Origin of the sequence: Paenibacillus lautus (assembly GCF_050482385.1) — a bacterium.
In the GTDB taxonomy this organism is placed as follows: domain Bacteria; phylum Bacillota; class Bacilli; order Paenibacillales; family Paenibacillaceae; genus Paenibacillus_AQ; species Paenibacillus_AQ lautus_B.
The window spans coordinates 13,452-38,467 of sequence record NZ_JBCNHV010000017.1; the positions used below are offsets into that span (position 1 = coordinate 13,452).

Genomic DNA, 25,016 nt, shown 5'->3' on the forward strand with positions numbered 1-25,016 from the left:
GATTCCAAGCAGGAGGTGTCTATGAGGAGCTATCACGGATCTGATTTTTATGACAACGATACAAACTTCAAGAAGTACATGGAGCGGCGGCAAGGGCAGGAGAACGCCAACGATACACTAGAGAAACCGGTCATCTGGCAGCTGCTTGAGGATATCTCGGATCGGCATGTTTTGGACCTAGGGTGCGGTGATGCAGGCTTTGGCGTGGAATTGCTCAACAAAGGTTGTGCTGCGTATGTAGGGATTGAAGGCTCTCGTAATATGGTGGAAGCCGCCTCAAGCAACCTGGCCGATTACAACAACGGAACCGTTGTGCACACGAGGATCGAGGAATTTGCATATCCCCGCGATTCTTATGATTTAGTGCTCTCCAGGCTCGCCATTCATTATCTGCAGGATATCGAGCGTGTCTTTCAATGCATTCATCAGTGCTTGAAGCGAAACGGCAGGTTTGTCTTCTCCGTCGAGCATCCCGTCATTACCTCTACGCTTCAGCCGTCCGGCACAAGAACGAACTGGGTCGTGGACAATTACTTCAGCGAAGGCTACCGGGAACAGCAATGGCTCGGAGGTACCGTTCAGAAGTACCATCGAACCGTTGAGGATTACTTCAGGGCGATGCAGGATGCTGGCTTTATCGTGGAACAGCTTAGGGAATCCCGACCTGTGCGAGAACATTTCTTAAACGAAGAAACCTATGAGCGCAGGTGCAGAATTCCGCTGTTCCTGTTTCTAGCGGGGAGAAAGAGCGTGTAACTCTCATTCCATATCGAAAAAAAGCACCCTTTCTTCCACTTCACAAGTGGGAGAGGGTGCTTCTTACATTTAGATGATTGTCAGAAATGCCGGGCGGGAACGCCTGCAGTGAAATCATCCCACCACCGTTATTTCTGCTTACGAGGATCTACCGGTCTTGCTTCCCTTATTGAATCCCTCGGACTTACGCTTACGTGTTTGGCCATCCTTGGGCTTCTGGACAGCTTCCGATTTGAACTTACGTGCCATCTCTGAATAAGGATTACTGACGGTCTCCGCCTTCGGCTTACGTGCCGAATTCGCGTTCGAATGGCGAGCCGCGTCTGATTTCGGTTTACGAGCCGTGTCGGTCTTTGGCTTGCGGGTGGTATCGGCCTTCGGTTTAGCAGGTCTAACTGCTGCTGATTTGGCTTTGCCGGACTTGCCCGAGCCCAATTTCGGCGATCGGTCTACCTTGGCTGCTCTTAATGATCCCGACATCGGGAAAGCATGGTCCTTCACTTCGGGTATGGATTTTCCGATTAACTTCTCAATATCTCGGAGAAAAGGCACCTCGTCCACTTCGCAGAACGATATCGCCGTTCCGCTCAGTCCCGCACGCCCCGTCCGGCCAATCCGGTGAACATACGTTTCCGGAATGTTCGGAAGGTTAAAGTTAATGACATGCGACAGCTCGTCGATATCGATGCCTCGGGCGGCAATATCTGTAGCCACCAGAACCCGGGTCTCCCCGCTTTTGAAATTTTTGAGTGCCGTCTGGCGGCTAACCTGCGATTTATTCCCGTGAATGGCTTGAGCCGAGATGTTCACCTTCGTCAGGTCGCGCACAACCCGGTCAGCGCCGCGCTTTGTACGGGTAAAGACCAAGGCCGACACGATGGATGGGTCCTTCATCAGCTCATTCAGTTGCTTCTGCTTGTTTCCTGTTTCCAGCAGGTACACCGATTGCTTGATCCGTTCGGCCGTAGAGGAAACCGGCGTGATTTCCACTTTTACAGGGTTTTGCAATAATGTTTTGACAAGCTGAGTGATCTCCGCAGGCATGGTAGCCGAGAAGAACAGCGTTTGTCTTTTGCTCGGCATTTTGGCGATAATTCGTTTTACGTCATGAATAAATCCCATATCGAGCATCCGGTCAGCCTCATCCAGCACCAGGATCTCCACATGCTGCAGATCGACACGCTTCTGATTCATAAGATCCAAGAGTCTGCCTGGGGTGGCAATGAGGATGTCCGCTCCTTGCTGAAGCGCCCGCTCCTGGGTTTTTTGCGAAACGCCGCCAACGATTGCCGTCGAACGCAGCTTCGTGAACTGACTGTAGGCTTTCACGTTATCTGAAATTTGCAGGGCAAGTTCCCGGGTCGGTGACAACACCAACGCGCGAATACGGCGCAACATGCCCGGTTTAGGGGGCTGTTCGTTCAATAGCTGGATCATTGGTACCGAAAAAGCGGCGGTCTTCCCTGTTCCGGTCTGCGCGCAGCCCAGCAAATCTCTGCCGGCCAACACAGCCGGAATCGCCTGAGCCTGAATAGGCGTTGGCGTCTTGTAATTCTCCTTCGCTAATGCTTTGAGAATCACGGGGGATATATTTAAATCTTGAAATGTCATGGGGTCTCCTTTAAGGTGAATACCTATATTGTCTCATCACGTAACATGGGGCATCTCTTGATAAGAGTTTCCACAAGCCGTTCCTTTACGTCATAACACATAACGATACCATACATCGGTATAAAAAAAGAAGCGGAATTTTTCTCCGCCTCTTGTTTAAGCCCCAAACCGCTGCCGATACCCGCATTTTCTGCATAGCTCCTCAACGGCTTCCCGGCGCGAAAATCCCTCCACGAGATTGTTTGCCCGCTCCCCGTCAACGATGTCCGAGAACGACTTCTGATGGATATTGCCCAGATTGATGACCCCTTCCCCGTCCAGACAGCACGGCACGACCGTCCCGTCTACGAGAATGGCCGCCTGGCTGCGAAGCGCATGGCAGAAGCCTTTACCTTCATCCTCCGGTGCTGTCAGACTTGGCCACTGGAACTCATAATCCTGGTTCAAATAGACACGGTCGGCGACCTTCACGCCACCGCCGGGTTCAACCTTTTCCTCAATTCGGTAGTCCAGATTAAATTCCTGCTCCAGAATTTCGAGCGTCTGGCGGTTCCGGCTCTTCTCCAGGTTCGTTTGGTTGTCCTGCGTCAGATTCCACAATCGGAACGAGAAGATGACTTTATGCTCCTCCGCGGCACGAACAAAGGATAGAATCTCCCGCAAATATCCCTCGCGATTTGTTGAACCCTCGTGACCGTCGAAGCTGTGCAGCGAGAAGTTCATTTGTCTTAAGGCCGGCTTGCCCAGCAGCTTATGCCGGTTCTTCGCGATCAACGTGCCGTTGGTCGTGATGTTGACCTTGAATCCTTTTTCATGGCTAATATCCAGCAGCTCATCGATCTTCGGATGGAGCAGCGGCTCCCCCTTCACATGCAGATAAATGTAACTCGTATGCGGCTTGATCTCGTCCAATCTTCTCGCAAAGTCCTCGACCTTAATAAAGTTGGCCTTACGCTCTGTCGGCGGGCAGAACGTACAGGCCAGATTACAAATACTCGTAATTTCTATGTAAACTTTCTTAAATGTCTTCAAGATGTTATCCCCAATCCAGATGTCTATGATGGCATGGCGATTTGCTAGCTTAGTCGCTTGCCAATCCTTCATATCGTACCATAGGCGGGCTTATACAGCTACAATTACAGATGCTATCCGATGCCATTCTGTATTAAGCGAAACGAGAGAGATCACCTTCTTTGCACTAATTAACGTTCATCGTTTATGTTTAAATTCGTCACTCATCTGCATCAACCCATCTTTTTGAAAAGTAGAGGTGCAATTTTTTTCTTGCTCTGACCATCGTTTGAGCTAAAGCTTGCTCCGTTGTTTCAAGCTCCTGTGCAATTTCCTTGTATGGTTTTTCTTCGATGTAATATAGAAACAAAGCTTGACGATATTCGGGGCTTAGCTCATTTAGAGCTTCAAGTAGTATCTCTTTCCGAATCTGATCTTCCACTTGCTCGGCTACCGTAGGGCGTAAAAAAGGGGCCTTCATATCAATAACGCCTTGAGGATCCCTTAGATGATGATATTTTTTATTTTTTTTTAACAAATCATAGGCATAATTCCTAGCTATTTTAATCATCCAGGCTTTCAAATGCTTGATGTCTTGCAGTTGAGGGGCTTTAACCACTACTTTATAGAACGTCTCCTGTACAACATCTTCGGCCAGTTCATGACTTCGTGTCAGAAAATAAATGTCCCGATAGACCAAATTCCGATAAGCTTCATAGGTTAATTTTTGAGCGTCGTGGTCTAAATCATAGAAATTAGTGCGTATGAAATATAACCATTGTTCTTGCTCCACCTGTACCCTCCTCCGTTTTGTTTTTCATTAATTACTTGACAAAAACTTCCATCAATTCGTTTTCCATTACAGTCAAATATTAACATATATTTACACGATTTTCCTTGTATATGATCATTGAAAAAATTATTTTTTTTAAAAAAAAGCGTCATATGTTGCTAGGATAAATCGTTTTAGTAGTAGATTGGCTCTTTTGGATACATACATCGTTCATGCTACCTTACTTATCTAAGCAAGGTGACCAACAAGACGCTTTGAACCTACTAGATACTTGCCATAGAAAAGAGGGGTAGCCCATATAGAGGAAGCGGAGGTGAGTTCTTTTACATGGTTGTTTGAGTAGCTAATCTAGTAATTAATAAACTATTAAATTTAAGGAGGATCATTCTCTAATGAAAAAACTTTTTTCACTTGTCCTTACAATGGTTCTGATGTTGTCCCTTTCGATATCTGCTTTTGCAACCTCAGAAGGAGAGGAAGCAACCCTTCCTTCTGGAACATCCATTACGGTCAGACCCATGACTCCAGAAGAGATCGTCCTGTTTGAGCAAAGCGCGACGAATGGAAACCAAGACGTAGGTCTTTTTGATGTTGGTATCTTGTCTGATAGCTGGAGTGGAAATGTGACTGTCCCTATTAATAAGGATGGATCCCAAGGAGCAAACCTTGGCCATGCATTCATTCCCTCTCCGGACAGATATGTTTCGATAGCTGTAGGGAATTTGCCAGGCACTATGCCATCCGTTAATTTAAGCATAAAAAGTCAAACCAATAGCAATGTCAGTTGGTGGCAACCCAATATAGCTGGAAATTCGATTGTTACCATTGACACAGGTAGCTATAGTAACCATACGTTCCAAATTAAAGCAAGCACAAACGAGGCTAATTCAAAAAGCGCAGCTTTTTCATGGTCGACCTATTCTGAATAACCCTAAAAAAGCACTGCCCTAGGGGCAGTGCTTTTTTCAAAATGGCGATTTCTTATTTATCAAAATCATACTCAGCAAGTTCTTCAGGTGTCAATGTTGCTCTTAGTTCCTCTTCAGTTTCCTTCATTGAAGCTCTTTCTTCCGGCGTCATAGATCTTACCGTAATGGAAGTTCCCGGCGGGATTTCGTTTGGATGCGAATATTCATCATCATACTCAGCAAGCTCCTCAGGCGTCAATGTTGCTCTTAATTCCTCTTCAGTTTCCTTCATTGCAGCTTTTTCTTCAGGTGTCATAGGTCTGACCGTAATGGAAGTTCCCGGCGGGATTTCGTTGGGGTGAGACTTCCTATAACCATCGTCTACAGGTGGAGCTAGCTTTTCATTTACTTGAGATTCAGCACCACTTTTTTCATTTGCACCTGCGTATTTTGGTGCAGCCGCGGTTTCTTTGCTTTGGGATTCGGTATTTGTTTTATTTTCAGCTACAAGTACGGAAGGAGCGTCTTTTGGCTGAGCTTCGGCATCGTTTGTTTCATTCTCAACTACAGGTACAGAGGGAGCTTCTTCACTAGGTTCAGCTTCAGCATCGTTTCCTTCAGTCTCAACTACGGCATCCGGAGGGTCAGCTACAGGAGCCGCTTCTTTTGGTTGGGCTTCAGCATGACTTTCCTCATTTTCAATGACTTTGGGCGTATTGTTAGAAGCCCATGCCGCTGCTGATGTGCTAATTACAGCAACCAAAAACACTGTTGTTATCGTCAGATACAGTGTTTTCTTTTTAAGTTTCTTTACATTCAGCATCATCATTAATCTCCTTTTCAATTGTTTGCCGTCACCGGATAAGGAGGCACAAAATTGCACGGGTAGATTCCTTGATCCTACCATAACGTTCAAAATCGTCTCCCCATAGCGTTTTCGCTCAGCATAAGACATCTCTTTTACGACTTCTTCATCACAAGACAGCTCGCTCCATGTGTGAATGTCCTTACGAAGAATGTGTACCAAGGGGTTAAACCAATGTAAGGCGCTGGCTCCAAGCGTAATCGCTTTGACCCATAAATCTTTCCGTTTCAGATGGATCAACTCATGACGGATCACCATGTCCATGTTAACGGTATTCTCTATAGGGAGATAAATGGTTGGTTTCCATAGGCCGACAAGAACAGGACTCCGAATGATGGAGCTGTAGGCAAGCCGGACGTTGCCTTTCACACCAAGGGCTTCCTTGATGAAAGGGAGCTGTTTAGCTGCTTCGCTGCTAATCGGAACGATGGTACGGTTATGTTCTAGTTTCTTTAAAAATCTGCGATAACAATACATCTGCCATGCAGCAAAAGCTATAGCGCCGGTTGCCCATAAACTAATAAGGAGAAGGGCTACGTTTGCTGAAATGGTCTGTTCTGGGATAAGCTGCTCCGGATTGAACCCTGAATATTGTCCGGGCAGCGCATGTTGCACAGTTGAAGGCAACTCGTTCACGATGGGGACGGTTGCTGTTGCATTGAATGTAACAAGCGGTGAGATCCACTGCATACCAAGGACTACGGGTAAAAGATAAAAGCTTACTGCCATTTTGCTCATTCCATAGCGCCACTTCGTAGGAAAGGCATGGATGGATACGATCCGCAATACAAGAATGCAGGCTACGACGGCACTTCCAGCAACGGTAAGGGTAAAGAGCAATTCAAGAATAGTATTCATAAGCACCCCCTACTTTTGCGAAAACCATTGCTTCAGCTCTGCAATATCTTCATCTGAAAGCTTTTTGCCGTCATACAAAGCCGAAATTAGATTTTTAACCGAGCCTTGATATAATCCGTCCAGAACGTGCTCCGTTTCCATGAGCTTATAATCTTCAGGCGAAATCCGAGGCATATATTTATTTGTCCGTCCATCCCTCGTAGCCGTAAGTGCCCCTTTGTCAACCAAACGCGATAGGAAGGTGGAGATGGTCTGTGCCTTCCATTCTCTTCCTCTCTGGGCAAACAGAGCGAGCAATTCGGTGGATGTGACAGGCGGTGTACACTCCCAGATCACCTCCATTAGCTCCATTTCAGTATCCGATAATTTTTGAACTTGGTTCACGGTGAACACCTCTTTACGTCGCTATGCGTCCATAACGAACTTAATCACTACATGATGTAGTGATTATAAACTACTACACCATGTAGTGGTATGTCAAGCAAAGCTGAGTTGAAATTTACTACTGCATAGAACTTATACGAAAATTAAAGAACCGCGCGGGAGCGCGGTTCTTTATAACATGCAGCTACAAATTATCGAGGGCACGGGAATCCCGGTGTCCTCTTATTTTTACTCGTACAGATAGTTGTGCTAACGCCGCTTATTTTGAATCGTTGTCGTCATTTTCTGCAGCCTCGCCAGCTTTGTTACCCAATGCTGCACCTGCGATACCACCGGCAATCGTGCCGATCGGACCCAGAACGGAACCTACAGCAGCACCCACGACGCCGCCGCCCGCTGTTCCTATAGCTTCTCCAGCGTCAACGCCCATGTTGGTCGTGTCGCGGTCAGAATCAGCCTTTTGATTACGATCATTTTTATTAGCCATCCATCTCACTCCTTCGAAATTTGTGACAGGAACAGCTCCATCTTGCCAGACGTTGTTCCAAACCATATCTTGCCCTAACGGATCTAAAAGAATTCTTTAATAAATGCCGGTTTCGATCTCTTTCTAATGAAAATAGGTTGCGTATTTTAGACGATGTTTGCGGATTATGGGATTATGTAAACGGTACCAAGCTTGCTACAATGAACATGCAATTACGAAATGAACTTCGTTCAAGGGGGATTATACATGAAAAAGCTGTCGATTTTACTGTTAACCTGCGTGTTGATTATGGGGGCGCTAAGCGGCTGCGGAAGCAGCGAGTCCGACTCGGCTTCGTCTAATAAGCTCGTCATCTACAGTCCGAATAGCGAGGAGATCATCAAGACCATCATTCCGATGTTTGAGAAGCAAACCGGGATTACGGTGGAGCTTGTTACGGCTGGTACCGGTGAAATTATTAAGCGCTTACAGTCCGAGAAACAGAACCCTTATGCTGACGTGATGTTCGGTGGTTCTATGGCCGGTTTCCGTGAAAATGAAGCATTATACGAGCCTTACGTATCACCTGAAGACAAGAACTTAATTGAGGGGCATCGCAATACGACGGGCTTCGCCACCCCTTATATCTCGGATGGCAGCGTGCTGCTCGTGAACAAAAACCTGATCGGCGATATCAAAATCGAAGGTTATGCGGATTTACTGAACCCGCAGCTCAAAGGGAAGATTGCTTCCGCTGACCCGGCAAGCTCAAGCTCCGCTTTCGCCCAACTAACCAATATGCTGAAAGCCATGGGTGGCGATTATGAGAATGAACAAGGATGGAACTACGTTGGTCAACTGATCGGGAATCTGGACGGCAAAATTGCAAGCGGTTCCGGTGCCGTTCACAAAAGCGTGGCGGACGGTGAATATGTAGTCGGCCTTACCTATGAAGACCCTTCCAGCACCTATGTAAAGAACGGCGCTCCGGTAGAAATCGTATATCCGAAAGAAGGCGCCGTATTCCTGGATGCCGGTTCCGCCATTATCAAAGATGCACCGCATATGGACAACGCCAAGAAATTCATCGACTTCATTCTGTCACAAGAGGCGCAGGATGCGTTCGGTACGCAATTAACGAACCGTCCACTTCGCCTGGATACGAAGCTTGGCGACCACATGAAGCCTTTTGAAGAGATCCACATGATTGATGAAGACACGGACTATGTAAGTGCGCATAAATCCGAGATCGTTGAGCGTTATGTCGATTTGTTCACGAGCGTTAAATAAACTATAGAATCAGGTGACAACCATGAGCGTAACCATAACCATTAAAGACTTAATCAAAAAATACGACGACACGACCGTCATTCCCGAGCTGTCCCTGGAGATTAAAAAGGGTGAATTCTTCACCCTTCTCGGGCCTTCCGGGTGCGGCAAGACGACATTGCTGCGTATGATCGCCGGCTTCAACAGCATTGAAGGCGGAACCATTCATTTTAACGAGCGTGTCATTAACCAGGTGGAACCGGGCAAGCGGAATATCGGAATGGTCTTTCAGAGCTATGCGATCTTCCCTCACTTAAACGTTAGAGGAAACATCGCGTTCGGACTGGAGAATCGAAAGTTATCGAAAGCGGAGATTAACGCCAAGGTGGATGACATCTTAAAGGTCGTTCAGATCGAGCCCTATAAAGATCGTATGCCGAAAAACCTGTCCGGCGGCCAGCAGCAGCGCGTTGCGCTAGCCAGAGCGATCGTCATCCGCCCGGATGTCCTGCTGATGGATGAGCCTCTATCCAACCTGGATGCCAAACTTCGGGTCGACATGCGTAACGCGATTAAAGACATTCAGCGAGAAGTCGGGATTACCACCGTCTACGTCACGCACGACCAGGAGGAAGCCATGGCGGTATCCGACCGCATCGCGGTCATGAAATCCGGCGTGATTCAGCATCTCGGAACGCCACAGGAGATTTACCAGCGTCCTGCGAACGTATTCGTTGCAACCTTTATCGGTCGTACCAACATTCTTGGCGGCACTCTAACAAAATTGGCAGGCAGTTATGTCCTGCAGCTCAGCTCCGGCTATGTGGAAGAGCTGTCTAACATCGAAGTTCCGAAGTCAGATGGCAAGGCTGATAAGCTTAAAGTTCAAATCTCGGTTCGGCCGGAAGAGTTCATACTGACCGAGGACCAAACCGGCATGAAAGCAACGATCGTGCACAGCGTATTTCTGGGGCAGAACACCCATTATTTTGTAGACTTGGCGTCCGGTCAACGCGTGGAGATCACACAGGAATCGAAAACGTCATCTATCCTCGAGCCTGGTCAAGTCATCTATCTCAAGGTGAAAAAAGAGAAGATTAATGTCTATGATGCGACAGGCGAACTGAACTATACAAGGGGCGCTCGGCTATGAGAGAGACGCGCAAACGATTTGATGTCTGGACCAACATTTCGTTACTGATCTTTGTGTTTTACATTCTTTTTCTGGCCCTGCCTTTATTTACGATGCTGTTCAAGAGTGTGTACAACGGTACGACAGGCGATTTTTCCCTCGCCTATTTCACGAAGTTTTTCAGTAAGCCCTACTATTTAAACGCCCTGTTCAACAGCGTGAAAGTCACCGTCAGTGTAACCTTGCTTGCCGCCATTATCGCAACGCCGCTGGCCTACATCATGGCAACGGTGAGGATTAAAGGCAGTTCAGCCATTCGAGTCATGATTCTGATCTCCTCGATGTCGGCTCCTTTCATTGGAGCATACTCCTGGATCCTGCTGCTCGGCAGAAGTGGTGTCATTACGAAATTCGTTAGCAACACATTCGGCATTACGATGCCGGATATATACGGATTTACGGGGATCTTAGTCGTCTTGACCTTGCAGATGGTCCCTCTTATCTTCATGTATGTATCAGGCGCACTGAAGAATATGGACCAATCGCTAATGGAAGCAGCTGAAAGCATGGGTTATTCAGGCTTTGGCAAAATGCGCAAAGTGCTACTCCCGCTTATTACGCCAACCTTGCTGGCGGGCGGACTGCTCGTCTTCATGCGCGCACTGGCCGATTTTGGTACGCCGATGCTGATCGGTGAGGGATACAAGACCGTTCCGGTGCTGATCTTTAACGAGTTCATCAGTGAGGTCGGCGGCGATGACGGCTTTGCGGCGGCGATCAGCGTCATTGTCGTTCTGTTCGCCACAACGATATTCCTGCTGCAAAAATTCGTAGCCAATCGTAAATCCTTTACAATGAGCGCACTGCATCCGATTGAAGCCAAGAAGAAGAAGGGCATCGGGAATATCGCGGCTCATGCCGTTATCTATCTGTATACGTTAATCGCGCTGCTGCCGCAGCTCTATGTCATCTATACTTCGTTCCTGAAATCCAACGGCAGAATCTTCGTCGAAGGGTTCTCGCTCCAAAGCTATAGGGATGCCTTCAGTAATATTGGCGGCGTCATTCTGAACACGTTCTTCCTGGCGATCGTGTCGCTGGTCGTCATTATCCTGTTAGCGATACTGATTGCTTACGTAACCGTTCGAAGAAAGAATGCGCTAACGAACACGCTGGATATCTTCACGATGTTCCCGTATATCGTTCCCGGCTCCATTCTGGGGATCGCTTTATTGATCACGTTTAACAATAAGCCGCTGGCGCTAAGCGGAACGGCTGTCATCATGATCATCTCGTTTGTTATCCGGCGCTTGCCCTATACGATTCGATCCAGCGCGGCCATTCTGCATCAGATTAACGATGGGATCGAGGAAGCAGCCATCAGTCTGGGGGCTTCCCAGATGAAGACGTTCTTCAAGATTACGCTTCCGATGATGGTGGCAGGCGTAGTCTCCGGCGCGATCCTGAGCTGGATTACCATCATTACCGAATTAAGCACTTCGATCATTCTTTATACAGGCAAGACCAAGACCGTAACGGTTGCCATATACACCGAGGTCATCCGCGGTAACTACGGCGTGGCGGCGGCTCTATCCACGATTCTTACCGTCATTACGGTAGTGTCGCTGCTTGTCTTCCTGAAGCTCTCCGGACAAAAAGAAGTTTCCATGTAAATGTGATGAATTCATAACGTAGACTACATCCAAGTCGGCACCTGCAGCATAAGGGGGCGGCTTGGATGTATTTGGATGATCTGCGGATACCGCCAGTCGGTATAATAGAATCGAAGGCCTTATCGCAGATGGAGGGCAGCATGAAACCTACACATTATCGCAACTTCAAGGAATCAACCCGTCGTTTATTTCGCATCTATACGATGATCCCGTTCTCCATCTTAATTGTATTGTTTTTGGCGTTCACGATTATTAATGGCAGAATGAACCTAACCCAAAAAACGACCGAAGCCGCCCAGTCCATCAGTCAGTCCATATCCGGTGTGTATCATCTGTACTATGAGGAGATTCATCGGATGGCCGTCTCTCCTACCGTGATCAATTATGTAAGCTCGCATTTGGGTAGCGAACAAGTGTATTCTGCCTTTTATGATTTCAACAACCAGCAAAAGGTCAAGAGCATTTTTCATATCGTCAACACGGATGGCGTCTTCCTGGCCAGTTCCGCCCCAGCGGATGCGCTGTATTCCAATTTTGCCTTCGGCAATCTCATTCACCGGATCGACCAGCGGCCCGGCGACACGCTTACCGAAATGAACAGCTTTCGTTATTCGCATGACCGCGATACGAGCTATACGTTTGGCAAAGCCATCGTGAAGGACAAGCGTACGATAGGCTATATCATCTACCAGCTGTACGAATCCGACATTCAGAAGATGATTTTCGAACAAAATAATGAGATCGCCATGATCACCGATGAACATAACACCATCATTGCCACGACCAGTAATGTGACCAAAGGCGTGCTCAACAAATTCAGCCCCAAGCTCGATAACAAGGGACATGTTCTGCTAAACGAAGGCAAGTACTACATGTATGCCAAGCGGATCCCTGATACGCCGATTCAAGTCATTACGCTGAACTCCTATAAATCGGAGCAATACACCTACTATACGGTCTCTTTCTTTGTTCTTGCTGCCAGCCTGCTGCTGTGGGTGTTGATCCAGTTCCTGGCGAATAAAATGTCGACCCGCAATTCCGAATCGATCGATAAATTAATTCATGCCTTGGCACAGCTGCGCGAAGGAAACTTCAATGGCTATGTCGATATTCAGACGAATGACGAGTTTCAAATTCTCGGCGATGAGTACAATGTTATGCTGGATCGGTTGAAAGAGTTGATCGAGAAAAATAAAGAGCTGTCCGAGCTCAGCACGATTATTGAGGTGAAGCAGCTGCAATCGCAGTTCCACCCGCATTTTATATTCAATGTACTGGAGACACTGCGCTATGCCATTAAGATTGACGCGAATCAAGCGCAGGACATCGTGCTGATCCTATCCAGGCTCCTACGATACAGCATCGGACCTGATCGCAATGTTCAACTGAAGAATGACATGAATTATGTACGGGATTACCTGAAGCTGCAGCAAATTCGGTTCAATGATCGGCTGGAATATCGGATTACCGTAGCGGAGGAAACACTGGATGTATATGTCCCCAAGCTTCTGCTGCAGCCAATTATCGAAAACGCTATCAAATATGGGTATCAGGATCAAAGCCATGTGCTAATCGAGATCAATATCTACACTTCCACAGACAAGCTGATTCTGGAAGTCCGCGACAACGGGCAAGGCATGAGTGAAGAGACGCTTCAGGAAGTGAATCAGATCCTGCAGAGCCACACCAACACGACGCAGCATATCGGGCTGTACAACGTTCACCGACGTTTAGTGCTTCTATATGGCGAAGGATCCGGCATTCACATTGACAGCGCACAAGGAAAAGGCACCTGCGTGGCACTTACGATTCCTTACGAATGGAGTGGATATCATGTTTAAAGTTCTGCTGGTCGAAGATGAGGATATGATTCGTAGGGGGATTCGGTTCAGCATCGATTGGCTTCAATACGATTGCATCGTCATTGAAGAAGGGCTGAATGGACAGGATGGCTATGAGAAGATCTGCGAGCTAAAGCCGGATATCGTCATAACCGACATCACCATGCCGATCATGGATGGCATTTCGATGATTCGGGAAGGATTGCAGCAGCATACCTTCAGCAGCATTATTATTTCCGGCTATAATGAATTCCACCTTGCGAAGCAGGCACTTCAGTTAGGCGTGACCGAATTTCTAGTGAAGCCCTTAGAGGATGAGCAGCTGGTAGCGGCACTGGAATCGGCCAAAGCCAAGGTGGATTTAATCCGCAAATATGAAGTGATCTCCAATCATCCGCAGGAAAAGGAAGAGATTCTAAATAGCAAATTTCTGGAGAAGGAAACCAAAACCTCGAAATACGTGGCCAAAATGATCGCCTATGTACAGGAGAACTATGCCAAGAAGATCAGCATTCATGACCTCGTGGAGGAGATCGGCTTAAGCGCCTATTACCTGAACCAGAAATTCAAGGCAGAGACCAGCTATACCTTCAACGAGTTTCTCAATCGCTACCGCATTCAGAAATCGATCGATTTACTGAAGTCAGGCGATAACAAAGTCTATACCATCGCGCAGGATATCGGATTTAGCGACTACAAGTATTTTATAAGCATCTTCAAAAAATACGCCCACGTCACGCCGAGTCAGTATCAGGAGTATTTCGAGGACCATTGACAGCACACACCCCTGTTGGGAATGAGCAGGGGTGCATAATTTTTATCTATGATTGCTATCGTTCATACAGCCGGTACATGGATAGTTCATCACTCATCGCTACCGCTCGGGCAAAGGCTTCCTTTACGTCCCGGCCCTGCTGAACGATTTCATAGAACAGCCGCAGAACGAACATCAGTGCATCGTTGCCGTCCGGATAGTCATCCGGCCCGAGATACATCTTGCAGCCCCGCTCCAGGAAAGCGTCAGCCAGTGCTGGATCCCCCAGCGAGCAGCCGTTCGCAATCACCGTCTTCCCGTCTGTTGTTACAAGAATTTAAACTATGATTACACTTTTCTCAATATCATCCACCATTGTTTATCATACGATTCGACTTCAATCTCTTCCAGACCTAGATTTGCTTCGCTAATCCAGCTTCTTGCCAGTTGTATATAGTTGCTGTGAAATTCAGAGGAGTAACCCATTTCATCATATCCAGAATAAGTAATGTTATCGAATATCATGTATCCTCCTCTTTTTAACTGCTCTTGGCTTATGTCAATGATTTGGATAAACGCATGATACGCTGCATCCTTCAACATGCCCTTTCTGTGATAATCCATAACAGCTTGTAGCATTTGAGGTTCGATTGACCACCAATCATTATTTACTGTATCAATGCCCTCACGTTCGGCGATAATGGTCTGGATGATATCATTAATCGCGTGATGAAAAGCGACAACGTCAAAAGAAGACGCTGGATAATATAAACCAATATTTGCGGCATCATCCTCAACAACCTGTATGTTTATGTCCATTCCTTTCGTTTTCTCCTGAAAGCTTTGTGTCAGCTCCCTGTTGAGATTGGCAGTCACATAGGTGCCCATGTTTTTGGAATAAGCGTCTAAAGCCTTTGGAATGTAAACAATATCACCTGAACCAACTTCCAAAAGACTTAAAGCACGGGGCATATTCAGCTCTTTGAAGAGATTCTGCCAAGATGCTGAATAATACAATTGAAGATATTCGAATACCCTCTGCTTGGATATATCTATCGGTACTGCTAATGTTTCTTTCAATGTGTTTTCCATTTGGACCGCGTTCATCTGTTCTAATTCAGAAATCATGTCCTGCGAAAAGTCACGTTTTAGAATATCGTTAAACACGCCGGCACTTATTTTCTCTGTTAGTGTATGCATATTCATTAGAGTATCCCTCTCTCGTTTAGTTTCTAGAGTATATTCGTATTGATGGTGTTTTTTCCTCTTTTATTATTAAAAAAGAGAATCATTCATGTTACATCATGATGGCTGTATGTATGAGGAAAACAAAAGACGCCGTCTGACGATGGCGTCTTAAATGTTTACACTACGCTCAGCAGCATAATCGAGATTTGGAATCTACCACTTTCGGGAACGATGCACAACACTTGCTCTCCCTCAGTGAGATGTCCTTCATTCAGCAGCTCCTCCAGCATAATATAGATCGAAGCTGCAGCCGTGTTCCCTTTCGTATATAAATTCGTAAACCATTTCTCTTCCGGAATCCTCACGCCGCCATGCTCCAATAACCGGAAGATTTCATCCCTGAAAAAATGCGATGAATAATGACACACCATCCAGTCCATTCTCTCAGGGTCAATCCTTCCTTCATTCACTAATTCTAATATTCGATTGGTGCCAACCTTTGTTATTTCATTGACAAGCCTTACATCTTGTTTTAGATTCAGAGCTCCTTGATCAGCTGCTTCATGAATGGAAGGATAGTCCAGCCAGGAAGGAATTCCATTCTCTTTACTCATGCCTGAATACATACAGACCTCATATTGGTTCGCATAGGACTGGTTATCAATCCATTCAATGCGCAGCGATGGCCCCTTTGCGGAAGGCTCATTTTGCAATACGGCTGCTCCTGCCCCATCCGAAAGCATAAACCGTAAAAAATCCGTGTCAAAAGGCACCCGGTTATTGCTATAAATCCCCTGTGCTTCAAATTTCGTATGTTTGAATTCGCGACTCAAAAACTCGCTGGAACAGACGATGGCTGCTCGGTGCTCGCCAGCTTTTATATGTACATACGCATTCTTGAGTGCATGCATTCCGCTGGCGCATAAACCGGAATGAGATGCAATTTCCATAGGGGGTAAACCAGTCTCTGCATGCACCATACTCGCAAACCCTGGCAGGAGCAGATCCGCTCTTGTCGTACCTGTCGCAAGGAAATCGATATCTTGTTCGGTTACGTTGCCGTTTCGCTCCAAGGCATCCCGAATGGCTAAAGAGGCCATCTCTGCGTTTGTGTATAAGCTCTTTTGCTCTTTATCCATGGCATAATATCGGGACCGAATTTGATTCTTCTCCAGAATGAGTCGTTTGGTTTTGGAAGATTTCCCTCCAATCTTGCCAAGATAATCTTCCATCTCATCGTTACTAACCGGAGAACCGGGGAGAAACTTTCCTAGACTTGTGATATAAACGGAATTCATAGCACACCTCGCAAATATAAAATTTGGTTAATACTGGTATATTATATAAATATAAATGCAAGATATGCCCAAATGTTAAGAGAATATATCAGCGACCTTGGAGGGGCGTCGATATCCATAGATAGATTCCCACGCTCGCTGTATTCCGAGTAGCAGGCGACAAAATTAGTAAGAAATAGACCCTGCCAGCATTAGCTGGTAGGGTCTTTGCTTAAACAGAGAAATTAAACCCAGAAAGAGCCTAAAATGATGACCAACAAGATAAAGAGAACAAGAACCGCTCCGACTGAGTTTTTACCGCCGTATCCTCCAACACCTTCGTAACCAACTTCGCTCATGAGGTCTCCTCCTTTTCTACGTTATTGATACAGAATATTCAAAATCTCATACAATGCTAGGGCCAATATGCTTATTAACAAAAAAAAGGCCCCGCCAGCCTAAACCAGCGGGACCTCTTACCGATGCTACCGGAGTATTACTTATAATGCGAAGTGTTTTTACAGATATCATTTACTTATGTTCAAATGCATAGTAAATTTTACCTACCTTTGTTATACTGATATTATCACTTTAGTCATGGGTGCGTGATCAATCAAATGTGGGATAAAGAACTAAAAATAGCCATACAAAAGAAGCAAAGCGTGATGGTATACCTTATCGATGGCGAAGCATTACAAGGCATACCAGATGCTTGTACAGATCGCTTAAAGATGCGGAGTGCTTATGGGCCAGTCTGGGTTCCATTAGAGGAAATAAAGCATGTGAGTCGATTAATACGACTAGACGTAAAAAAGTCCCTACTAGCACATAGCTAGCAGGGACTTTTTCCTATCTAAAAATGAAATGTACTTGGATACCGTCCGGGTATCCATCCAAGTAGTTACCTCCCCGGCTTTCTGCTCCTCGATTGTCAGATGGATCTATGTATTCGACAAGCGCCGTGTTTTGTTGGTAGACCATGTTCGCCGGCTCTGATCGTGAACGACGGTTTGGTTTGATACCGGTTCAATATGCGCCGACGTCGGGATTCTAGTGTTTCGGTCTTGGGGTCTGCTTGGATCCCGAGCATCTGCTCGTATAGAGTCAGTTTAATCCATAGGCACCCGCCCATATTCGTCTCCTCTAAATAGGCTACTGCATAGGATAGAACGAAAATCATGAAACCATGAAGAGGAGAGTGAATATGTACTGCTATCCATCCCCCCCTTATCAAGGGTACAATCCTACGCCTAACTACTGGAATAACCAGAATTGGAGCAATTATTTGAATCCTCGTTATTCGAGTTGGAATAATTCCAACTGGATTCGTTCTAATGAAAATACGAAATTAACAGATTATGGACAAAGACCACTTGTGTTGAATATTAATCAAGCAACTAAACAAAACAATACTTACCGAACCGCATTATGGACAGGGAAGCACTTACAAATGACAGTAATGAGCATTAATGTTGGAGATGACATTGGTTTAGAGGTTCATCCTACAACGGATCAATTCATACGAATTGAACAAGGTCAGGGACTTGTTCAAATGGGTGATAGTAAAGATAATTTGGATTTTCAACAAATGGCATATGATGGCTATGCCATCTTGGTACCGGCTGGCAAATGGCACAATGTAACCAATACGGGTAATGTACCACTAAAAGTATATGTGATCTATGCTCCTCCTCAGCATCCATATGGCACGGTTCATGAAACAAAAGCAGATGCCATGTCTGCTAGGTAAAGTAACGGATAGTAACATTAAATTAAAACAGCGGCAAACTGGGGTTTTGACATCCAGGTTAGCCGCTGTTTTCTTCCCCTTTCAAAACTCGGCTTCATCCTGCTCAAAGAACGCCATCCATTTCAACGTATTCGCCATCCGGACCATGACCTGGTACTGTACGATAATTAGACAAGCGTTCTGGAAGTTGTTCTAACATCTTCTGTTCCTCCTTTGCATCTTTACTGCTTCTTCAGCCTGGTTAGTTATATTTATGATTTCTGGGCATTCGCCCAATTCATTTTGTAGGCATCTGCATATGATGCCGTATACATTAAATTAATTGGGAGGGAATTTTTTTGGATAATTATCCAATGATGCATCACATGCCCCATATGCACCATAAGCCACATATGCATCACATGCCTCGACCTATCGTGGTCAATCCTGTAGATACTTGCGTTGTTGAAACTTTAATGTCACACATTGGAAAAGTTGTTATACTGGAAACCACACGTGGTAGAATCGACGGATGTGTCGTTAATGTCAAACAAGACCATGTTGTTCTTGATCAAAGACATATGAAGTTTTTTGTCCGCATTGCCGAAATCGTTTGGATAATGCCAGAATAATTTGTGTATCAAAGGAGCTGTGAATGCAGCTCTTTTTTTGCTTTTGTCCATGTTTTTAATTGGTTTAATATCCAATTACCTACCCATATTGCAAATAACTCTATCGGCATTTGAAGTTATTCCTCATCATAGTACATTCAAATTCTACCCTTCCCAGTTCCACAGGCCTTGCATCCCCTTTGCCGGGATCGGCTCCGGCAGCTAACGCACGTTATCCAATTCCCACGCATAGCGACCAGCTTCGAACCATTCGTAATATCGCAAAGAACCCGAGGGAGGCACTTTTTTTTCAAAGTATCCCTCTCTCGGGCCATGTTCAAAAAAAGAAAATATAGCGGTTCTGGCGGTTCTGGCGGTTCTGGCGGTTCTTGTGCCAACAGCTTGAGCCGTTAGCTCACAATATGTGTTCCCGCCTGTTTCTTGATGGCATCGCTCAAGCTTTCCGGGTTCGTAATGATGACTCTGCGCCCCGGCTTCTTAAGAAAATTGAGGCTCGCCTCAATTTTGGGGAGCATGCTGCCTTTCGGGAAATGTCCCTCTTTCACATACTGTTTAATCTCATCAACGGTGACCTCTTCCAGGGCCTTCTGTTCCGGCGTACCGAAATTCACGAATACTTGGGGCACGCCCGTTGTAATGATCAGCGTTTCCGCATCTACCTGCTCTGCCAATAAGCTTGTGGCGAAGTCCTTATCGATCACCGCATCGATGCCTTCGTAGGTGTTGTCCTTCGTCTTGATGACGGGAATACCTCCTCCGCCGACGGCAATCACGATACAGCCGGACTCGATCAGCGATCGGATGGCATCCTTCTCGACAATATCAATGGGCGCTGGTGAAGGAACAACCCTTCGATATCCGCGGCCCGAATCCTCAACCATCACCCACTCGGGATGCTCGCGCTTCAATTCCTCGGCTTGTTCCAGGGAGAAGAAGGAGCCCACCGGTTTGGAAGGATCGCGGAAATTAGGGTCGGCTTCGCTGACCTCAACCTGTGTGATGATGGTCGCTACTTTTTTCGTGATGTTGCGGTGGATAAACTCATTCGTTAACGCCTGTTGAATTTGGTAGCCGATGCCGCCCTGCGTGTCCGCCACGCAATTCACAAGCGGAACAGCATTCATGCCGATAACCTCGGAAGCAACCTCGCTCCTTCTCAGCTCGAATCCAACCTGCGGCCCGTTACCGTGCGTAACGACCACGTTGACACCTGCTTGAACCATGTCAGCAATGTTGGCTGCAATTTCACATACCGCCTCGTATTGATCCTTAATCGACTCGCGGCCATTATCCTTGACTAACGAATTACCGCCAATGGCTACAACTACAAATTTATCCATGACTAACCTCCTGGTCGATCAGCCGATGACTCTGGCTGAGTGATCCTCTATAAACAAGCCGTTATTTTTTCTTTCAAGATCTTGGCTCTACCATGGTCCGGATGAATAGCCTGTGCTTGTTCAATGAACGTCATGGCCTGATCCGGCTGATTAAGCGCTAACAGGCTGCTGGCTTTCTCGCAGTAATAATCGGCATGATCCGGGCCGCATTGGATGGCCTGATCCATCTCCTCGATCGCTGCCGCATAGTTACCAAGCAAATTCAAGGATTGGCCCTTATGGTAATGATATAGCCCATTGGTGCGATCATGCGTGATTGCATTGTCTATCGCATCGGCAGCCTCTTGGTGCTTACCGAGCGATCTCAAGCTGTTCGCCTTGTGAAAGGAAAAATCATAACGCCAAGGCTGCTGGGCTAACAGCTGATCCATCACGATGACGGCTTCCTCGTGCCTGCCCAATTCTCTTAAATAATTGGATTTATGATAGCGGTAGAACGTGTCCTCCGGCTTCCGCTCAATCGCTTTATCATATTCGGCGATGGCTTCTTCCGGACGCTTCATCATCCGATAAGCATTGGCGGTATAGAAATAGAAGTCGAGATCGCCGGGATCAAGCGACAGCGCTTGATTATAAGCAGCCAGTGCCTCGTCATAACGTCCTAATTCTCCGGAAAAATAACCTTGGTAGTAGTAGAGGTCAACAGGATTCCCCTCTTCCCCCAGCGCGTTGTCTATGATCGAGAGAGCTTCCTCAAACTTCTCTGCCTTAGCCAGCTCTTTCGCTCGTTGGATGCTGTCCGGGATACTTACGCTTTGTTTGTTGAGAATCTTGATTACCTTATGCTGCTTCATCTCTACGGCATGCTGGAGGGAGGACTTTCCGTCACGATCCTTCAAATGCACGTCAGCCCCTGCTTCAACCAGAAGCTGAATGATATCGGAGTACAGCCGCCCCCCGTTTCCGAGAATGACCGCCTCCAGCAGTGCGGACCATCCCAGATGATTCACATGATTAACGGCAACGCCTGCTTCCAGGCAAATCTGAACGGTTCTTAAATATCCCTTTTCGCTGGAAGGCAGCAGTGTTGTTCCCCCAAACCGGTTCACGCTGGTGATATCCGCTCCTCCGTGAATAGTCAGACGCAGGATTTCATAAAAGCCATTAGCTCCTGCACATAGGTATGGGTTTAACATGGTAATATCTCTCGCATTCACGTCGCTGCCGGCTTTGATTAGCTTTTTGGCAATGGAGACATGGTTTTTCTGGGTTGCAGCCATTAGAGCCGTCCGGCCCTGGCTGTCCTTGTGATGAACATCGGCACCACGCTCCAATAACTGCTCTACGGCAGCCAAGTCTCCTCGGTCGCATGCCAGAATGAGTTCGTCATTCATCGCTTCAGCATTCATCGAGTAACCTCCTCATTTTATGTTTTCAATCCTTGTTTAATGGACCTGCGTATCCCGCCTTACTCGGACTGCAATTGGTTTGCCGGATCGCGAAGATCGGAAAAATGCTTATAAACAAACAGTGCTGCAACCATCAGGTATGCGTATACGAATGGCATCAGTGCATCTTGGGCAAATCCCACCGTAGGCGCATGGATAATGCCGAATAGGGATAGGACGGCTGCGATGCCCGCGAACACGGCAGCCCGCAGCGGCTTGTTCAGGATGGCAAAGATGGCAATAGATCCCCAGATCAAACTGCTGAGCGGTGCGCCGTTCCCCAGATGATTCAATCCGTTATAATAAACGCCTTTGCTTAACAATAAATCGATGCCAACCTTGGAAGCCGTCGTCTCAGCGGCATTAAAGATGTTATTGGCAAGCGTTAAGGCCCAGTTGGCGATCCAAGGGAATAAGGTGATGAAGATAACGGGCACTTCATTCTTCGGCGTCTCCCGGACAACCTGATTGGCCGTGACCACGCCGACATACACCAGGATCGGTACAATCGCGACAACCGGAATGATGGACAGGAGCAGCGCTCCAATTCCAAAGAGCGAGATGATTAACATGGCAAAGCCGGATGCAATCGTATACCCCAAACCGGCGCCGATGGATTTCCAGCCGGCATGCCCGATGTACACGGTAACCGGGAACGGGTTGCCTGTGAATGCACCAATACTGGAAGCCACACCGTTCGTCAGCATGACGTTCCGGGTATTATAAGGATCTCCCGCAGCATGCGCACTCTCGATATTTTCCAAGTCAAAAATATAGTTGGCGAGACCCAAAGGAATGGCCGATGCCAAATACGGCAGCGCATGAGGTATTCCTTGGAACAGGCTTGTAATGTGTACTTCTGGCGGATTAAAGCCCAGCGTGGACAACGCCGTCGTAATCGCTTCGGGATTTTGCAATCCGAATACCCAAGCCAGGACGGTACCGGCAATGAGCAGCAGAAAACCGGTCGGGATTTTTTTGAATATTGGAGATTTACCAAACCAGTTGATAAAGATGATGACCAGTACGATAAAAGCGACAATCGGTGTTTCGAATGATTGCAGCATCGGGTTCATGGCAAGCAGCAGCAATCCAAGGCCGGACAAACAGGACAAGAGAACCGTTCTTGGAATTACTTTTCTGAGCAAATCGCCCAAGAAGGAACCCACAACCAGGATCATGGCTTCGAAGAAGCACCATACCAGACCGATCTGGAGCGCAAACGTTGCATCATTGGTCTGCCTAAATACCGGAATCAGCACCAGAAAAGTAACGGTAAATATCGATGGGGCGCTCGGACCTGACGGCAGCGCGGTAATGTCACTGCGGCCCGTTTTCTTTGCCAGCCTATATCCAAACCAACCGTAAGCCATGCTTGCGATAAAGATAGCGAATCCGAAGGCAGGGACTACTCTTCCGTAGACCATATCTTCCGGAAAACCTACAACAAAAATCAAAAGTGAAATCATGGTCAGCAGATTGGTTAGATTATTGGCAAGCAAGCCGAAGAACGCAGCCCAATCTCCTTTTTTCCATAACATTTTCATTAGCACCTGATCCATATAAATGCCTCCTTAGATCATTACACTTATAGAACTAGCACTCCAGGTACCCTTCAGGCATTAACGCATGCCTGTAGGGCCACCATTCTATGACTGAATGCGCTGGCTAAGTGCTTGTAACGCCTGTTCAAAACAATCCACCGGAGGAAACGTGATACCCGCTCCAATCATTCCGATTCCCGGGTCTTTATGCGCGATGGCCGTGTTGATGACAGGCATGATGCCGGTTTGGGTCACTTTGCGAATATCAATGCCCGTTGGAATGCCGCTGAAGTTCAATAAAGGAATCGTGACGTTCGGATTTTCCGCGGTTGTAATCTCCTTCATCTTGACGGAATAATTCATGGCTTCCTCCACGGTTCCGCCGACAAGCGCCACAATTGCCGGAGCGGTTGCCATCGCGAATCCGCCGATACCGTAGGTTTCCGTGATCGCGCTATCGCCGATATCAAGGCCTGAATCCTCCGGCTTATACCCTGCGAACATGGGTCCAACCACCTTTTGCGCCGGTCCGGTGAACCAGGTGTTGCCCGGCATGCCGCTGACGCGGATGCCGAATTCGACGCCATTACGGGCCATGGTGGTCACGATGGTGCTGTATTCAATCCCATGCGCCGCATCCAGCGCGCATTTACAGAGCGCCATCCAAGTCGGGCCGGAGAAGTAATCGCTGCTTGCCACAAAATCAAAGACCTCGATTTGCTGCTCGGTAGGGAAGTTCGTCCGCAGAATCAGCGGCGTTAACGCTTGGATTAACAGCGTTGTGCCGGCATTGTTGCGGTTGTGGCATTCATCTCCCATATGAAGGGCCTGCGACAGCATGAGGCGAAGGTCGATGCCGTTCTCGGAGAACTTCATGGCATCCCGGAGCATCGGGCCCAGCACGTCCCTCATCCAGTTCAGGCGGGCGATGACCGTTTCGTCATTGGCGCCCATCCGCAGTATTTTGGACAGCTGCTCGCTCAGGTTCGTGTACGCGATATTCCCGTATGTCCGGTTCTCCACGATGTGCATGAACATCGAAGCTGAGGTTACCCCCGCCATCGAGCCTACGCAGTTATGCTCATGGCATGGCGAGAACGTGATTTCACCCGATGCCGCAAGTTCCGCCGCTTCATCCAGATTGCTAGCTAAGCCTTCGAAGACCAGTGCGCCCGTAACCGCGCCCTTCATCGGACCGCTCATTCGCTCCCATGTAATAGGCGGGCCTGCGTGCAGGATCGTCTTTTTGGTCATGCCCGGCACGACATTGATCGCCTGATCGAAACCGATCAATACCGGCTGGGAGTTGATGATCCGCTCCACGGCCAGCTTGTTCGCCGCTTCGATTTTCTCCTGAATGTCCGGCTGATCCAGCTTGTCAAGCAGTGCGATCACTTCAGGCTTGCCTCCGCCCGGCGGTTTCCATTCGAGGTGGGAGACCTTCCCTTTTTGCTTCAAAATATCGTCTTTAAACATTTCCAGACCCACATTGATTACATGAAGCTCGCTGTTAAATAACTCGTTGATTCTACTCATG

The 25,016-nt window shown here is 47.2% G+C and carries 22 protein-coding genes and 1 pseudogene; 9 read left to right on the forward strand and 14 right to left on the reverse strand.

Going from position 1 to position 25,016, the window contains the following annotated elements; all coding sequences use genetic code 11:
- The first annotated feature begins 21 nt into the window (after positions 1 to 21).
- A complete protein-coding gene (locus ABEW73_RS21680; protein ID WP_430168915.1) occupies positions 22 to 756 on the forward strand; it encodes a class I SAM-dependent DNA methyltransferase in 735 nt (244 codons plus the stop codon).
- 138 nt (positions 757 to 894) lie between these two features.
- Here ABEW73_RS21680 and ABEW73_RS21685 read toward each other — a convergent pair whose 3' ends face one another.
- From ABEW73_RS21685 to ABEW73_RS21695, 3 genes are all read right to left on the reverse strand, one after another.
- Positions 895 to 2,367 (reverse strand): DEAD/DEAH box helicase, encoded by a 1,473-nt coding sequence (locus ABEW73_RS21685; RefSeq protein WP_430168917.1) that lies wholly within the window; start codon positions 2,365 to 2,367, stop codon positions 895 to 897.
- A gap of 156 nt (positions 2,368 to 2,523) precedes the next feature.
- A complete protein-coding gene (locus ABEW73_RS21690; RefSeq protein WP_098742173.1) occupies positions 2,524 to 3,399 on the reverse strand; it encodes a radical SAM/SPASM domain-containing protein in 876 nt (291 codons plus the stop codon).
- A 199-nt stretch (positions 3,400 to 3,598) separates the two neighbouring features.
- A complete protein-coding gene (locus ABEW73_RS21695) occupies positions 3,599 to 4,171 on the reverse strand; it encodes an RNA polymerase sigma factor (RefSeq protein ID WP_430168920.1) in 573 nt (190 codons plus the stop codon).
- 392 nt (positions 4,172 to 4,563) lie between these two features.
- Between ABEW73_RS21695 and ABEW73_RS21700 the strand changes: the two genes are divergently transcribed.
- Complete coding sequence (locus ABEW73_RS21700) at positions 4,564 to 5,100, forward strand: hypothetical protein (RefSeq protein ID WP_430168922.1); 537 nt, start codon at positions 4,564 to 4,566, stop codon at positions 5,098 to 5,100.
- A gap of 52 nt (positions 5,101 to 5,152) precedes the next feature.
- Here the strand turns inward: ABEW73_RS21700 and ABEW73_RS21705 are convergent, their stop codons facing one another.
- The 3 genes from ABEW73_RS21705 to ABEW73_RS21715 form a co-directional block, all read right to left on the reverse strand.
- Positions 5,153 to 6,802, reverse strand: a complete 1,650-nt coding sequence (locus ABEW73_RS21705; RefSeq protein WP_430168925.1) for a M56 family metallopeptidase — start codon at positions 6,800 to 6,802, stop codon at positions 5,153 to 5,155.
- A gap of 9 nt (positions 6,803 to 6,811) precedes the next feature.
- A complete protein-coding gene (locus ABEW73_RS21710; protein ID WP_430168928.1) occupies positions 6,812 to 7,186 on the reverse strand; it encodes a BlaI/MecI/CopY family transcriptional regulator in 375 nt (124 codons plus the stop codon).
- 259 nt (positions 7,187 to 7,445) lie between these two features.
- Positions 7,446 to 7,673, reverse strand: a complete 228-nt coding sequence (locus tag ABEW73_RS21715) for a glycine zipper domain-containing protein (protein ID WP_430168931.1) — start codon at positions 7,671 to 7,673, stop codon at positions 7,446 to 7,448.
- Positions 7,674 to 7,919: 246 nt separating this feature from the next.
- Here ABEW73_RS21715 and ABEW73_RS21720 point away from each other — a divergent pair, with 246 nt between their 5' ends.
- The 5 genes from ABEW73_RS21720 (at position 7,920) to ABEW73_RS21740 (ending at position 14,342) form a co-directional block, all read left to right on the forward strand.
- Positions 7,920 to 8,942: an ABC transporter substrate-binding protein gene (locus tag ABEW73_RS21720; protein WP_430168933.1), complete on the forward strand. Its 1,023-nt coding sequence runs from the start codon at positions 7,920 to 7,922 to the stop codon at positions 8,940 to 8,942.
- A 22-nt stretch (positions 8,943 to 8,964) separates the two neighbouring features.
- Positions 8,965 to 10,074: an ABC transporter ATP-binding protein gene (locus tag ABEW73_RS21725; protein ID WP_430168936.1), complete on the forward strand. Its 1,110-nt coding sequence runs from the start codon at positions 8,965 to 8,967 to the stop codon at positions 10,072 to 10,074.
- Positions 10,071 to 11,726 carry an ABC transporter permease gene (locus tag ABEW73_RS21730; protein WP_430168939.1) on the forward strand — a complete coding sequence of 552 codons (1,656 nt, stop codon included), beginning with the start codon at positions 10,071 to 10,073 and terminating at the stop codon, positions 11,724 to 11,726. Before ABEW73_RS21725 ends, ABEW73_RS21730 begins: the two co-directional genes overlap by 4 nt.
- 140 nt (positions 11,727 to 11,866) lie before the next feature.
- Positions 11,867 to 13,567 (forward strand): sensor histidine kinase, encoded by a 1,701-nt coding sequence (locus tag ABEW73_RS21735; RefSeq protein ID WP_430169438.1) that lies wholly within the window; start codon positions 11,867 to 11,869, stop codon positions 13,565 to 13,567.
- Positions 13,560 to 14,342 (forward strand): response regulator transcription factor, encoded by a 783-nt coding sequence (locus ABEW73_RS21740; protein WP_430168942.1) that lies wholly within the window; start codon positions 13,560 to 13,562, stop codon positions 14,340 to 14,342. Before ABEW73_RS21735 ends, ABEW73_RS21740 begins: the two co-directional genes overlap by 8 nt.
- 55 nt (positions 14,343 to 14,397) lie before the next feature.
- Here ABEW73_RS21740 and ABEW73_RS21745 read toward each other — a convergent pair.
- The 4 genes and pseudogenes from ABEW73_RS21745 to ABEW73_RS21760 form a co-directional block, all read right to left on the reverse strand.
- Positions 14,398 to 14,643: pseudogene (locus ABEW73_RS21745) on the reverse strand (delta-aminolevulinic acid dehydratase); the annotation flags it as partial.
- Positions 14,644 to 14,669: 26 nt separating this feature from the next.
- Complete coding sequence (locus ABEW73_RS21750; RefSeq protein WP_430168945.1) at positions 14,670 to 15,527, reverse strand: hypothetical protein; 858 nt, start codon at positions 15,525 to 15,527, stop codon at positions 14,670 to 14,672.
- 158 nt (positions 15,528 to 15,685) lie between these two features.
- Positions 15,686 to 16,807 (reverse strand): beta-ketoacyl-ACP synthase III, encoded by a 1,122-nt coding sequence (locus ABEW73_RS21755; RefSeq protein WP_430168947.1) that lies wholly within the window; start codon positions 16,805 to 16,807, stop codon positions 15,686 to 15,688.
- 224 nt (positions 16,808 to 17,031) lie between these two features.
- Positions 17,032 to 17,145 (reverse strand): YjcZ family sporulation protein, encoded by a 114-nt coding sequence (locus ABEW73_RS21760; protein ID WP_430168949.1) that lies wholly within the window; start codon positions 17,143 to 17,145, stop codon positions 17,032 to 17,034.
- 845 nt (positions 17,146 to 17,990) lie between these two features.
- Between ABEW73_RS21760 and ABEW73_RS21765 the strand changes: the two genes are divergently transcribed.
- Positions 17,991 to 18,536: a cupin domain-containing protein gene (locus ABEW73_RS21765; RefSeq protein WP_430168952.1), complete on the forward strand. Its 546-nt coding sequence runs from the start codon at positions 17,991 to 17,993 to the stop codon at positions 18,534 to 18,536.
- A gap of 365 nt (positions 18,537 to 18,901) precedes the next feature.
- A complete protein-coding gene (locus ABEW73_RS21770) occupies positions 18,902 to 19,147 on the forward strand; it encodes a DUF2642 domain-containing protein (RefSeq protein ID WP_430169440.1) in 246 nt (81 codons plus the stop codon).
- 389 nt (positions 19,148 to 19,536) lie between these two features.
- Here ABEW73_RS21770 and arcC read toward each other — a convergent pair whose 3' ends face one another.
- From arcC to ABEW73_RS21790, 4 genes are all read right to left on the reverse strand, one after another.
- Positions 19,537 to 20,487 carry a carbamate kinase gene (arcC, locus tag ABEW73_RS21775; RefSeq protein WP_430168955.1) on the reverse strand — a complete coding sequence of 317 codons (951 nt, stop codon included), beginning with the start codon at positions 20,485 to 20,487 and terminating at the stop codon, positions 19,537 to 19,539.
- Between the two features lie 47 nt (positions 20,488 to 20,534).
- Complete coding sequence (locus ABEW73_RS21780) at positions 20,535 to 21,896, reverse strand: tetratricopeptide repeat protein (RefSeq protein WP_430168958.1); 1,362 nt, start codon at positions 21,894 to 21,896, stop codon at positions 20,535 to 20,537.
- A 59-nt stretch (positions 21,897 to 21,955) separates the two neighbouring features.
- Positions 21,956 to 23,497 (reverse strand): xanthine permease, encoded by a 1,542-nt coding sequence (locus ABEW73_RS21785; protein ID WP_430168960.1) that lies wholly within the window; start codon positions 23,495 to 23,497, stop codon positions 21,956 to 21,958.
- An 87-nt stretch (positions 23,498 to 23,584) separates the two neighbouring features.
- Positions 23,585 to 25,015, reverse strand: a complete 1,431-nt coding sequence (locus tag ABEW73_RS21790) for a DUF1116 domain-containing protein (protein ID WP_430168963.1) — start codon at positions 25,013 to 25,015, stop codon at positions 23,585 to 23,587.
- Position 25,016 lies beyond the last annotated feature (1 nt).

Excerpts from the sequence above, each read along its gene's own strand:
- ABEW73_RS21680 (WP_430168915.1), top strand. The coding sequence starts at position 22 with ATGAGGAGCTATCACGGATCTGATTTTTATGACAACGATACAAACTTC.
- ABEW73_RS21685 (WP_430168917.1), bottom strand. The coding sequence starts at position 2,367 with ATGACATTTCAAGATTTAAATATATCCCCCGTGATTCTCAAAGCATTA.
- ABEW73_RS21700 (WP_430168922.1), top strand. The coding sequence starts at position 4,564 with ATGAAAAAACTTTTTTCACTTGTCCTTACAATGGTTCTGATGTTGTCC.
- ABEW73_RS21705 (WP_430168925.1), bottom strand. The coding sequence starts at position 6,802 with ATGAATACTATTCTTGAATTGCTCTTTACCCTTACCGTTGCTGGAAGT.
- ABEW73_RS21715 (WP_430168931.1), bottom strand. The coding sequence starts at position 7,673 with ATGGCTAATAAAAATGATCGTAATCAAAAGGCTGATTCTGACCGCGAC.
- ABEW73_RS21720 (WP_430168933.1), top strand. The coding sequence starts at position 7,920 with ATGAAAAAGCTGTCGATTTTACTGTTAACCTGCGTGTTGATTATGGGG.
- ABEW73_RS21725 (WP_430168936.1), top strand. The coding sequence starts at position 8,965 with ATGAGCGTAACCATAACCATTAAAGACTTAATCAAAAAATACGACGAC.
- ABEW73_RS21730 (WP_430168939.1), top strand. The coding sequence starts at position 10,071 with ATGAGAGAGACGCGCAAACGATTTGATGTCTGGACCAACATTTCGTTA.
- ABEW73_RS21735 (WP_430169438.1), top strand. The coding sequence starts at position 11,867 with ATGAAACCTACACATTATCGCAACTTCAAGGAATCAACCCGTCGTTTA.
- ABEW73_RS21740 (WP_430168942.1), top strand. The coding sequence starts at position 13,560 with ATGTTTAAAGTTCTGCTGGTCGAAGATGAGGATATGATTCGTAGGGGG.
- ABEW73_RS21750 (WP_430168945.1), bottom strand. The coding sequence starts at position 15,527 with ATGAATATGCATACACTAACAGAGAAAATAAGTGCCGGCGTGTTTAAC.
- ABEW73_RS21755 (WP_430168947.1), bottom strand. The coding sequence starts at position 16,807 with ATGAATTCCGTTTATATCACAAGTCTAGGAAAGTTTCTCCCCGGTTCT.
- ABEW73_RS21760 (WP_430168949.1), bottom strand. The coding sequence starts at position 17,145 with ATGAGCGAAGTTGGTTACGAAGGTGTTGGAGGATACGGCGGTAAAAAC.
- ABEW73_RS21765 (WP_430168952.1), top strand. The coding sequence starts at position 17,991 with ATGTACTGCTATCCATCCCCCCCTTATCAAGGGTACAATCCTACGCCT.
- ABEW73_RS21770 (WP_430169440.1), top strand. The coding sequence starts at position 18,902 with ATGCCCCATATGCACCATAAGCCACATATGCATCACATGCCTCGACCT.
- arcC (WP_430168955.1), bottom strand. The coding sequence starts at position 20,487 with ATGGATAAATTTGTAGTTGTAGCCATTGGCGGTAATTCGTTAGTCAAG.
- ABEW73_RS21780 (WP_430168958.1), bottom strand. The coding sequence starts at position 21,896 with ATGAATGCTGAAGCGATGAATGACGAACTCATTCTGGCATGCGACCGA.
- ABEW73_RS21785 (WP_430168960.1), bottom strand. The coding sequence starts at position 23,497 with ATGGATCAGGTGCTAATGAAAATGTTATGGAAAAAAGGAGATTGGGCT.
- ABEW73_RS21790 (WP_430168963.1), bottom strand. The coding sequence starts at position 25,015 with ATGAGTAGAATCAACGAGTTATTTAACAGCGAGCTTCATGTAATCAAT.